The organism is Kamptonema sp. UHCC 0994, assembly GCF_029167235.1.
Classification (GTDB): domain Bacteria; phylum Cyanobacteriota; class Cyanobacteriia; order Cyanobacteriales; family Microcoleaceae; genus Kamptonema.
Genome location: NZ_JARFTR010000068.1, coordinates 19,197 through 29,610 on the forward strand (window position 1 = coordinate 19,197; position 10,414 = coordinate 29,610).

A 10,414-nucleotide genomic window follows, 5' to 3' on the forward strand; every position below is an offset into this window, starting at 1 on the left:
GTTAACAATTATGGTCGATAAAGCCAAAGTGGTAGACCACTCATGGACAGCTCAAATTCTAGCCAATTCTTAGCAGAAGACAGCCCCGATGTATCCAGACTACTCCCAAGTGCACGACTTAAGAATGGTTTGGGTTTTTCCAGAGTGCAACACTCGGTTTTTTCAGGGTCAAGGCCCGCCAACTCAGCCGCCCAGCGACGGGCATCATCCTCACTCCCCAAACGGTCAACCACACCCAGTTCTAAAGCTTGCTGTCCGCTAAAAATGCGACCGTCAGCAAAAGTCTTAACTGTCTCAATTGGGAGATTTCGGGCTTCAGCAACTGTTTGCACGAACTGCTGATAAGTGCTATCGATCAAGTCTTGCAGAATTTCCTTCTCCGGCTCAGTTAGCTCTCTGTCAAAAGCCAAAATATCTTTGTAAGGGCCAGATTTAATCGTTTTAAACGAAACGCCAACCTTCTCTAACAGCCCTTCAATGTTATTTCCTCGGATAATCACCCCAATGCTGCCCGTAATCGTACCAGGATTGGTGACGATGTGGGGGGCACCCATGCCAATGTAGACACCCCCAGAAGCCGAAATATTGCCAAAGCTGGCAACAATTTTAACTTTTTCTTGCAGGCGTTTGAGGGCGCTGTAGATTTCCTGGGAATCTCCGACAGTCCCGCCGGGAGAGTCAATCCGCAGCAGCAAGGCGGGAAACTTGCGCTCCTCAACGGTTTTGAGAGCTTCTAGGACGCGCTTGCGGGCTTCTTGGGCGATCGCGCCGTTGACTTCAATCCGAGCGATTTGTTTGCGATAGCGAGGCTTAAATGGCCAAATCATGGGCAATCATAGAACTTTTTGTAGCTAATCTCTAGTTTGCCTTATTCCTATGGATTTGTGCGAGCCGATAACCGCCCAGAGGGCGGCGTTACCTATTTCTCTATTTTGGTTGGTAATCCGAAGACTTCAGAGTATGAGCTAAAAAGCGTTCTGTGTAATACAAAGCCAGTTGATTGCTCACACCATTAAAAACGGCATCAAAGGCGTGTTCTGCCCAAGGAATTTCGAGCATAATGGCTCGATTGCCAGTGGCGCATAATTGTTCGTAGAGATAGCGTCCAAACTTGGCTTCAACTATATGGTCTCGACCTGCATAAACCAGGAGAGAAGGGGGAAGATTGGGTTTAACATAATTGATGGGAGAAGCTTGACGGTAAAGCTCTGTGAGTTCGTCGGGAGTTCCTCCCAGAAAGGCACGCAGAATGGCTCGGACGTTAATGGGGTCGGGAAAAGGTGGGTCATAATATCCCCGGAGTAGGTTAATTGGGCCGTAATAATTAACTACTGCTCGAATAGGAACTGTAGGGGAATTATAAGCATAAAGTAATGCTAAATGGGCACCTGCTGACCTTCCCATTAAAGCAATTCTGTTAATATCAATTTCCCACTCATTGGCATGGGTTTGGATATAAGATAAAGCTGTTTCTACGTCTTCTAATTGAGCTGGAAAGCGATATTTAGGAGCGTGGCGGTAATCTATTGCTACTACACAATAACCTTGGGCGGCCATGTAGCGACTAAATTCGCGATCGCTATTGGGACTACCTCTTTGCCAAGCTCCTCCGTAGAGGATAACGATCGCGGGATATTTACCAGTTTGCATCGGCCGGTAAATGTTTAGTTTCAGTTGTACCCCATCTGGGTTGGCAAATACAACCCCGTCAGAAGTGCGAACTTCCCGCAGGGGAATTCCCCGGAAGGCATCTGTTAGGATAAAGGGTTGAGGGCGTAGTTGTGCCTGTTCAACTTGAGGAATGGCTGCTAAATAGTCGCCCCCTAAAACAGACTGTACTTCAGCCGCCATGCGTGCATTAGCTGCTGGGAACTGAAGCAGAGGGAGTAGACTGAGGATTAGGGCAATCAAGCTACAGACTAGGGAAGTGTTGTATATCCAGCCTTGCTGTAGTCTGAAGATAGTTAGTAAGAGAGCGATCGCATTCATAGCCACCAGCCAAGGACTGATTTCTGGCGCTCCCACTGCTAAAGGAAATAGAAATAGTGTAGGTGCTGGTACGATCGTCCAGAGGCTAAGAAATAATCCAACTGCACTCAAAAACGGAGGGATGAACAGCGAGACTAGGAATCCTGCCAATAAGACTAGCTTTTTGCGGTTATTTTTAGGTCGCACAGATTTTTTCCCAAAGTCTGATTTTCAACCAGCTTAAATTAAAGATAAGTTTCACTGTAGTAACTTTACCCTCAAATTAATAGTCCGTAGACACACCAATTCTGCGGATTATTGATTTGAGGCATTGCACAGCTCTTTAAACAATTCGCGGACACGCGGATGTTGAGGTAATCTTTATCGGATTTATCAAAATACCAGCAAGCGATCGCAAAAGCATCAATGTCATCAGTTTTGGCTCCGCTCTTACCCTCCTTTCCCATCAGCTCAGCCCTATAGTTAGGCAGTTTACTATTGGTTTTTAAAAGGACAAAGAGTCTACGAATCTCCCAAAAGCCGAAGCTTACTTCACTGATTAAGACCCATTTATTTTGTCCAGTGTTGATACGGGCTGGCGCTAACGTTCGGCATTAGTCATAGTCGTCATCGGCAAGGACTGATTTAACAAACTCTGCACCTTCAGGCGCAACGTTAAACTTGCTGTATCTGGGTCTAGGCTGTTGGTCATTGATGCAGCTTTCATTACTCTCAGAAACTACCCAGTCAACTTGTTATACGATTAAAGCTTTTAAATCGGCTTCCCATTCTGCCTGTTTTTCAGGTGTGATAGGTGTAGGTTCGGCTTCGATTTCATCTAGCAGCAAGTCAGCCAATTCATCAATAACTTCCCTAACTGTGTTGAACTTTACTAGCGGTAATGCTTGAGCAACACAGTTAGGAATTTGCTCAAATCCAGCGGCGGCTAGTTCAATACAGACTTGAGCAGCAGAGATGATTTTAGTGCAGTAGTTAGCACTTTTCCTGAGTGCTTTTAAGCAATAGTCTTTGAAAGATTTAAAGCCCTGTGTTTTATACAGTTTGTGATATCGCATTCGGTCTAAGAAGTAGCCGATACTGATGTAACTGAGAAATCCTGATTGAATTTCTGTGTCTACGTTTTCGTAGGCGACATAGGGCCATTCCCACTCAGTTTCTACTAACGCTAAATCTTCTAGGATTTTCCGTAAAGGGCTTGATTCGTTTACTGAGTTGGGGTCGATGTAAAGTGCAGGATTCATTTTGAATTAGGGGAGGAAGCGATCGCCCGTAGTATGACGATCGCACATCAATTGATTGGGAGAAATTCATTACGTCTATCCGAAACGTGGCGGCGGGTCACGCGCCACAGCTTCAGAGATGTTCAAGTTCAGTTGACCGGGGCTAGGTTGGTTAAAGTACCAGGAGTCGATAAAAACTTGGGCTAGGGCTACTTGCCCGTCTGGGCCGTCTTGGTCTAGTTCACATTCGCAGTGATAGAGGCGATCGCTTTCAGGAGGTGTGGCGTAAATTTCATGGCCATCATTAATTGTTAGCTTCCAGCCTCGGTATGTCGCATCCACACCGTATGTTTCCTGTACCCAGTCCAAATCTTCATCATCATCGTCATAGCGATCGCCACAAATAGATTCATGAAAATCTGGCAGGATGGGTCTTGGCCACCACTCAGGTAGTTTATCTAGTTCGCTAAAGTCTCGCGGTATTGGTAAAAGTTCCAGCACTTTGCAACTGGCGATGTTTTCGGTGTGGTGTTTAGCGATCGCATCCTCCACACCCTCAACTTCCAGCGGCGGAACTTCCCCCGGCGCGATCGCATCCTCCAACTCCTTAACTTCCAGCGGTGGAACTTCCATTACTTCTGACTCAGTGTCTTGACACTCCCACCCCTAAAGGGGATGGGATTCTTTAGAGATTTCGCCCTAAATATCCCAGAGAGACAGGCGATTTGGAGGCTATCTTCTTCAGAAGTTTTCTACTGGTTTGACTGTGCTACTAGGGGCTATTGTTCAACGACCTACTGGGAGATGATATGGATAAAGAACCTCGGATTTTGATTTTTGCTGGTGAGCAGAATGGTTGCGATGTCTACGTTGATCTGACCGAACAGATCCGATCGCTGGTTAGATGGGAAATTGCGCGTGCGATCGCACATTTAGCGCCGTCGCCTGTGGAGCCTTTACCATCGGATGAGCTGGATGATGATATTACCCCCCGAAGTCTCCGGCTTCCTTAGTTAATTACTGGGGATTCTGTCTATAGGTGAAAGGTTCGCTCACCGCCGCTGCGTTCATAGTTTTAACTTATTTGAAGAAAACGATCTTTCCTATTTAGAGGATATGCGATCGCCATATAAAAATCCAACCGGGTTCTATTTGAAGCGATCCGAACCGCTGAGTTTGACTATTTTCACTCGTAAGACTGAAGTTTTTCTATCTGCACTCACTTAAAATTTATTGCTATGAGGGAATAGTGAGCTATAACAAAATTAGGAGCATTGCCAGGATAAGCCTCAAGCAAGCTGCTTGCAGTCTGCCGCAGCCAACCCCTACAGAGCTACTATTAGATCAATCAACTTAAAATGAGCTAAGACGCTATGGTAACTCGCGGCTTTTTATCTTCAGGGAAAACTAAAAAATCTAAAGCTCTGCCCAATTCCATGCTCAAAAATGACTTCTCTGAGGCTACCCAGGGTGAATTTAGAATTAAATTAAACAGTTTACAGCCAAATATTTCCGAAGCTCAGGAAATCATCTACCAGTTTTTTATAGAGCTGGTTCAGCAAAGTTATCCAGATGTGGTACTGGCAGAATTTAAGCATTTATTTATTGAGCCTGTTCCCTCAGCTAATGCCGAAGCAATTTGGGCACTCAAGATCATTATTGAATCTCAAAATGAGTTAGAGTTTAAAAACTTATTCAAGCGTTGTTGTTATATTCTCTTAAATAACTGGGTAGGACGGCGTAATTACCAAATAACTCAAGACTTAATTGAACTTGTTTCAAATTGGGAAAACTACCACCTACCATCCGGCAATCATTTCCAACAAATGAGAGTTTGGCTGGCAAGTTTTGTCAACAGTCAAGACTACCAAGAAATCAAGCTCTTTGTCTCTAGATACGATGAGAATCGCATTGAAACTAACTGGACTGAGCGCTACACATCTTTTTTGCTCGCTCCTCAGTATATGGATGAAAGAAACCCCATAGAACAGCGCCAAGCCGCTCAAAAATTCTCCAAGCAACTCAAAGAGCAATTTAAGTTTGAACTCGCACTTTATACCGCCCACGCTCAAGCTGCTGATTTAAAAGATTCGACTTTCCAAAATCCTACAATTTTAGGGGATGAAGTTCTACTTTTAATTAAAAATATTGTGGCAAGACGTGGCTTGTTGAGCTATGCCAGCTTAGCCAAGACTTTTCTCAGCCAGATCAGAGATATTAACTATAAGGATTTCAAAAAAAGTTTACTAGCATATTTGTTTCATTCTGAAAAAGATACTCCCTTAGTTAAAACTCTTAAAACTTTGCTAGTTAAGAAAGTAGATAATCTTTATGAAACCTATGACTCCGAAACGATTAATAATTCTCTAATTTTGATGACTTGCAACAAAGTTATCAAGCTTTTGACTTTGGAAAAAGTGGGTTCTCCTTCCCCAGTATTTACATTGTTAGTGGCTCAAGATAATCCTTTGACCTTGGCCGTTATGCTGCTCAAATTGGTTTTGATTTCTCCTAATTCCCGGACTCATTTGGAAGTTTGTATTGCCTTATTAATTGGGCATTATAAAAGAAAGGCACCAGATAAATGTCAGGGATTTATTAAGTTCTTAGAAATATGCAAAATTGCCCTAACTATTTATGCAGAAAACGTTCAGTATAACTTGGTCAAAATGTCGAACGGTCAAACCAATCCGAACCTTGCCGATTTAGATGCTTATCGGGTGTTTTCTCTGCATAAAAGTCCTCCCAAAAAAGAATAAACTCAACTCAGCAATTATACCAACCGCTTTCGTCGGTTAGGGGCGCTTAGGCTAGGGGCTAGGGACTAGGGAAAGAAGGGAAAGAAGGGAATAGAATCAGCGATTTTGGTGGAACTCAGAACGTCTTAACTGTCAATAAGGTTGCTATACAACGGTTAAGGGTTAACCCTTAACCAAAATTCCGTATATTCCCTGATGCGTAAACCCTAGCTTATGTACGTACAATGAGCAAAGTGTTACTTAAACTTCTCACAGTATCATCTATCTATGGGTATAAAAACAAACCGACTCCTACTTTTTATTGTCGCCTGTAGTGTTACCGGAGTCATCCTGGGAGGTACTGCTAGCCAAGCTCAGCTTAGTCGCTGTCAAAATGTTGAGACAGCAACTAGCGAGTGTCTCACCCAAGACCCTTTACTTAAGACGTTGGAAGGCATGAGTGTCGGCTTATTTGCTGGGGCTGGTGCGGCCATTGGAGCTACCTGGCAAATGTGGCAGAAGGATAGTTGATATTTATCACAACTGCCAACGTTAAAAAGACGTTATTAATTGCTGAAATCATTGCCGGGAATTGCATTTTCGTTCTTCCTTCTTCCTTGACCTATTTAGCAGTAGGAATACCTTTAATGTGGTGTTCGTACCAGCTCATCAGCGGGGTTGAACTAATCCCGTGTACAATCACAGAAATAACGACTGTTGTGTAGGTAATCCAGGCAATTTTTTCTCCTAATTCTCCTTTTAAACCTTTGCCAAAGGCATAAGTAAGATAGTAAAGAGAGCCGACTCCGCGAATCCCAAACCAGCCAAATAGCCAGCGGCTTGCGGGGTGAAAAGAGCTGCCGATGGTACTAATCCAGGCTCCTACTGGTCGGATTGCCACAATTAAAAGTCCAGCTACCAATAGGCTTTCCCCTGCAAATGCTAGCATAGGTTTTAATCGCAGGATGGAACCCAAAATTAAGAGAGTTCCTATTTCTGTTAGCTTTTCAATTCTTTCGATGAAGTGTAGTTGCGAAAGTGGTTTTTCTGGGTTGCGGTAACTTTTTTGTACCACCATTCCAGCTACAAAAACGGCGAGAAATCCGTAGCCGTTGACAATTTCTGTGAGAGAATAAGTTAGAAAAATTGTGCTGAGGGCAATGAAATCTTCCATTAATTCGTCCACAGGTCGAAACTGTTGAAGTTTTTTGTCAAACCAGCTAACGGTTTTGGCGACTAAAATGCCCATAACAAGACCGGCTGCGATTGCCCAAATTATATCAATTGCGACCCACTCTTTAAACCAGTTCTCCCAATTGCTATCTTTTAAGCAGTAAATGCCAAAATAAACAAAAGGAAAAGCCAGCGCATCGTTCAAACCGCCTTCGGAAGTCAAGCCAAAGCGTAATTCATCTCGATCCTCAATGTGAGCTAATTGGACTTCTGAGGCTAATACTGGATCTGTAGGCGCGAGAATTGCTCCTAATAAAATCGATGGGCCCCACTCTAAATTCAAAAAAAAATGTCCGATCAAAGCCACAGCAAAAATTGAAATCGGCATCAGCAAACCTATTAGCCGCGCTGTTGAATTCCAGGCCCAAACTTTGAGCGGACGGTTCATTTTTAAGCCGCAACTAAACAAAGAGACGATGACCACAAATTCTGTCAACCGCTCTATGAATTGAGCATCGGGTCGTAATTCAATAAGTTTGACACCGTAGGGGCCGAGTCCGATACCAACTACCAGGTAAATTAAAGCGTAGGATAGCGGCAATCGTGCAATCCAGCCAGAACCTAATGTTACGGTGAGCAGGAGCAAGCCAATAACGAGTAAATCGAGAATGTAAATATCCACAGGGGCACGATCTCCAGTATTCCTCCATGTGCATTTTTACTGGAAATCTGGGAAAAATCATCTTTCTGAAGTAATGAAGTAAGGGATAGTTAAGTAAATCCTTCTTCCTTCTACTTACAAGTTTTAAATCATTGAAATCAATATTCAACAGTTTTTTCAGTGGCGATAATGTGCAAGTCGATGTGTTTAAGCGATCGCATGATTTGTTGAGTCAACGAACCCCGTAACAACAATTTCCAGCGCGACTGCTGGCTTTCACCGAGCACAATTTGGGTAATGCGGTATTCTTTGGCAACATCTGCGATCGCTTTCACCACATTCTGGCTATTAATCCGTAAAAATTGCCCGCCAAATTCCTTACACAACTTCTCGCAAGTCTCAACGTGCAAGGTTTCAGCTTTAGTTAAAAATCGATCGGGATCGTTGACAAAAAGCCCATAAAATGGAGCATTCATATAACTGGCAATTCTCGCCCCCCGCCGTAACAATTGTACGGAATTGGGATAAGTCGAGACGCACACCATCACCCGTTCGTGAATGTTGCAAACTGGGCCGGCTAAACTAGAATTTTTTCCGTAACTAGCGCTAAGTGCGATCGCGTGTTCTTCCACATTATCGGCTACTTCGCGTAAAGCCAATTCCCGCAGCGCGATTAAGTGACGGCGCTGGAAAAAGTTATCTAAAGATTGCTGAATCTTTTCAGTAGCATATATTTTACCTTCTTGCAATCGTTCTTGCAGGGTTTCCGGCGTGACATCAATCACAACTACTTCGTCGGCTTCTTCGAGAATGCGATCGGGAATGCGTTCGCGCACTATTACCCCAGTAATTCTTGCTACTAAATCATTGAGACTTTCTATATGCTGAATATTTAATGTTGAGTAAACATCTATTCCAGCGGCGAGAATTGCATCGACATCTTGATATCGCTTTTCTCGGAGGGAACCAGGGACATTAGTGTGAGCTAATTCATCAACTAATGCTAGCTGAGGACGGCGTTCGATGATAGCATCAACATCCATTTCCGTTAGGATTTTATCGCCGCGCTGCATTTGTTTACGCGGCAATATTTCTAGTCCCAAACTTTTCTCTGCTGTCTCTTTTCGCCCATGAGTTTCTAATAAGCCGATGACAACATCAATGCCTTCTTCTTTAAGTCTGTGTGCTTCTTCCAGCATTCGGAAAGTTTTGCCAACACCAGGAGCCATACCGATAAATATTTTGTGTTTCCCCCGACGGCGGATGCGCTCGTATATTTGCTCCGGTTGGTGTTCAAGTAAGTTTGGATTGCTTGTGAGTTCTCTTTTCTCAATCATTGGCGAGTTAATAGTCAGGATGTTCGCTAATAACTATTTTAAACTATTTAGGACTTACGCAAGTGTCACAAGATAGAAGTTAATTTTTGGGTATGTAGTTGCGCTTCAGCGCTCTTTCATATACTCTAAGAGCGCTGAAGCGCAACTACATACTTTTTTAACGATGCCCATTGAGTAAGTCCTGCTATTGTAAACCATCTAAATCACGATTAAGATTGAGAACGTTAACACCAGGTTCGCCAAAGATTCCTAGAAATCTCCCATCTGTGTTTTTAGCAATCAACATTTCTACTTGATTGGGATTGATTGAACGTGCGGCTGCTACTTGTTGAATTTGCGCCCTAGCGGCATCTAGACTAATATGAGGATCGAGGCTAGAACCGGAGGTATAAACTAAATCTGCCGTCGGTTGAATATTTGCTATTTTGAGATTCTTTACTCTTTCTTCCACCTGTTTTAATAAGTCTGGATTGCTGGGAGCGAGGTTACTAGCTCCCGATACGCCTGTAGTTTGTCCTGTATTTTTGGGATCGCGTTCTTTTTCAGTAAAGCTGCTGTAATTTGTGGTGCTGGGTCGGCTTTGGAAATAGCGCGGAGATGTGAAGTTTTGACCGATTAAAGTTGAACCAATTACTTGCCCATTTTGATTGATAATTAGGCTCCCATTTGCCTGATTGTTGAAGGCAGTTTGACCGATTGTTACCATTAGCAATGGATAGATAATTGCGGTGATTCCCCACAGAACTAGGGTAACGCGAATTGCTTTGATTATTTCTCTCATTTTAGACCTCAGTAATTTATTGGTAGTGCTAGATAGGTACGTTGTTGCGCTGAAGCGCATAATGAGGGCTAAAGCCCAACTACGTACCTATGTCCTATTATTATTGGTAGGGTGGGCGCTACAAACATTAGTGTTTTTGCGTAAATTTAGAGGATAGTAGCGCCCATCTTACAAGAATCCTTAGAATCTTTCAGGCTGAAAAATGACGACGAATAAATAAACAGAAAGACCCAAAATAACCAAGCCCAGAATGCCCAGTGCCCAGGCGGCTTTCCGAGTAATCTCTTCACCTGTCGCCGCATAAAGAGCAGGTGCAATTACTAAATTTAAGCACATTAAAAGAAATAGCTGTAAGGCTACGGGGTGGCGGCGACGCAGCATTTGCCATAACTTAACTACTTCTTTCAAATTGCTAGGTAAAATCTCATTAAGCAAATCATTTTCTTTCATAATTATCCATTTTTTGTTAGGACTTATCAGGCTTTATATAACGCCGCCATCTTGGCGGTAAAGTC

General features: G+C 43.4%; 13 protein-coding genes. 3 read left to right on the top strand and 10 right to left on the bottom strand.

Annotated features, from left to right (window positions below; all coding sequences use genetic code 11):
* Positions 1-8: 8 nt before the first annotated feature.
* The 6 genes from sppA to PY364_RS07055 form a co-directional block, all read right to left on the bottom strand.
* A complete protein-coding gene (gene sppA, locus PY364_RS07030) occupies positions 9-827 on the bottom strand; it encodes a signal peptide peptidase SppA (RefSeq protein WP_275521519.1) in 819 nt (272 codons plus the stop codon).
* 100 nt (positions 828-927) lie between these two features.
* Complete coding sequence (locus tag PY364_RS07035; protein ID WP_275521520.1) at positions 928-2,175, bottom strand: alpha/beta hydrolase; 1,248 nt, start codon at positions 2,173-2,175, stop codon at positions 928-930.
* Between the two features lie 71 nt (positions 2,176-2,246).
* Positions 2,247-2,435 carry a hypothetical protein gene (locus PY364_RS07040; protein ID WP_275521521.1) on the bottom strand — a complete coding sequence of 63 codons (189 nt, stop codon included), beginning with the start codon at positions 2,433-2,435 and terminating at the stop codon, positions 2,247-2,249.
* Positions 2,436-2,569: 134 nt separating this feature from the next.
* Positions 2,570-2,695, bottom strand: coding sequence for a hypothetical protein (locus PY364_RS07045; RefSeq protein ID WP_275521522.1), 126 nt, complete (start codon positions 2,693-2,695; stop codon positions 2,570-2,572).
* Positions 2,696-2,723: 28 nt separating this feature from the next.
* Entirely contained in the window at positions 2,724-3,230 is a 507-nt protein-coding gene (locus PY364_RS07050; RefSeq protein WP_275521523.1) for a hypothetical protein, read from the bottom strand.
* Between the two features lie 75 nt (positions 3,231-3,305).
* Entirely contained in the window at positions 3,306-3,842 is a 537-nt protein-coding gene (locus PY364_RS07055) for a hypothetical protein (RefSeq protein WP_275521524.1), read from the bottom strand.
* A gap of 176 nt (positions 3,843-4,018) precedes the next feature.
* Between PY364_RS07055 and PY364_RS07060 the strand changes: the two genes are divergently transcribed.
* The 3 genes from PY364_RS07060 to PY364_RS07070 all read left to right on the top strand — a co-directional run bounded on the left by PY364_RS07060 (position 4,019) and on the right by PY364_RS07070 (position 6,478).
* Positions 4,019-4,222 carry a hypothetical protein gene (locus PY364_RS07060; protein WP_275521526.1) on the top strand — a complete coding sequence of 68 codons (204 nt, stop codon included), beginning with the start codon at positions 4,019-4,021 and terminating at the stop codon, positions 4,220-4,222.
* A gap of 360 nt (positions 4,223-4,582) precedes the next feature.
* Complete coding sequence (locus PY364_RS07065; protein WP_275521527.1) at positions 4,583-5,968, top strand: hypothetical protein; 1,386 nt, start codon at positions 4,583-4,585, stop codon at positions 5,966-5,968.
* Between the two features lie 267 nt (positions 5,969-6,235).
* Positions 6,236-6,478, top strand: coding sequence for a hypothetical protein (locus PY364_RS07070; RefSeq protein ID WP_275521528.1), 243 nt, complete (start codon positions 6,236-6,238; stop codon positions 6,476-6,478).
* A 91-nt stretch (positions 6,479-6,569) separates the two neighbouring features.
* Here the strand turns inward: PY364_RS07070 and PY364_RS07075 are convergent, their stop codons facing one another.
* The 4 genes from PY364_RS07075 to kdpF form a co-directional block, all read right to left on the bottom strand.
* Positions 6,570-7,802: a sodium:proton antiporter gene (locus PY364_RS07075; RefSeq protein WP_275521530.1), complete on the bottom strand. Its 1,233-nt coding sequence runs from the start codon at positions 7,800-7,802 to the stop codon at positions 6,570-6,572.
* A gap of 137 nt (positions 7,803-7,939) precedes the next feature.
* Positions 7,940-9,118: a sensor histidine kinase KdpD gene (locus PY364_RS07080; RefSeq protein WP_275521531.1), complete on the bottom strand. Its 1,179-nt coding sequence runs from the start codon at positions 9,116-9,118 to the stop codon at positions 7,940-7,942.
* A 184-nt stretch (positions 9,119-9,302) separates the two neighbouring features.
* Positions 9,303-9,899 carry a K(+)-transporting ATPase subunit C gene (gene kdpC, locus PY364_RS07085; protein WP_275521532.1) on the bottom strand — a complete coding sequence of 199 codons (597 nt, stop codon included), beginning with the start codon at positions 9,897-9,899 and terminating at the stop codon, positions 9,303-9,305.
* Positions 9,900-10,079: 180 nt separating this feature from the next.
* Positions 10,080-10,349 carry a K(+)-transporting ATPase subunit F gene (gene kdpF, locus PY364_RS07090; protein ID WP_275521534.1) on the bottom strand — a complete coding sequence of 90 codons (270 nt, stop codon included), beginning with the start codon at positions 10,347-10,349 and terminating at the stop codon, positions 10,080-10,082.
* Between the last annotated feature and the right edge of the window lie 65 nt (positions 10,350-10,414).

Excerpts from the sequence above, each read along its gene's own strand:
- PY364_RS07040 (WP_275521521.1), bottom strand. The coding sequence starts at position 2,435 with ATGGGAAAGGAGGGTAAGAGCGGAGCCAAAACTGATGACATTGATGCT.
- PY364_RS07065 (WP_275521527.1), top strand. The coding sequence starts at position 4,583 with ATGGTAACTCGCGGCTTTTTATCTTCAGGGAAAACTAAAAAATCTAAA.
- PY364_RS07060 (WP_275521526.1), top strand. The coding sequence starts at position 4,019 with ATGGATAAAGAACCTCGGATTTTGATTTTTGCTGGTGAGCAGAATGGT.
- PY364_RS07045 (WP_275521522.1), bottom strand. The coding sequence starts at position 2,695 with ATGAAAGCTGCATCAATGACCAACAGCCTAGACCCAGATACAGCAAGT.
- sppA (WP_275521519.1), bottom strand. The coding sequence starts at position 827 with ATGATTTGGCCATTTAAGCCTCGCTATCGCAAACAAATCGCTCGGATT.
- PY364_RS07080 (WP_275521531.1), bottom strand. The coding sequence starts at position 9,118 with ATGATTGAGAAAAGAGAACTCACAAGCAATCCAAACTTACTTGAACAC.
- PY364_RS07070 (WP_275521528.1), top strand. The coding sequence starts at position 6,236 with ATGGGTATAAAAACAAACCGACTCCTACTTTTTATTGTCGCCTGTAGT.
- PY364_RS07055 (WP_275521524.1), bottom strand. The coding sequence starts at position 3,842 with ATGGAAGTTCCACCGCTGGAAGTTAAGGAGTTGGAGGATGCGATCGCG.
- kdpC (WP_275521532.1), bottom strand. The coding sequence starts at position 9,899 with ATGAGAGAAATAATCAAAGCAATTCGCGTTACCCTAGTTCTGTGGGGA.
- PY364_RS07050 (WP_275521523.1), bottom strand. The coding sequence starts at position 3,230 with ATGAATCCTGCACTTTACATCGACCCCAACTCAGTAAACGAATCAAGC.
- kdpF (WP_275521534.1), bottom strand. The coding sequence starts at position 10,349 with ATGAAAGAAAATGATTTGCTTAATGAGATTTTACCTAGCAATTTGAAA.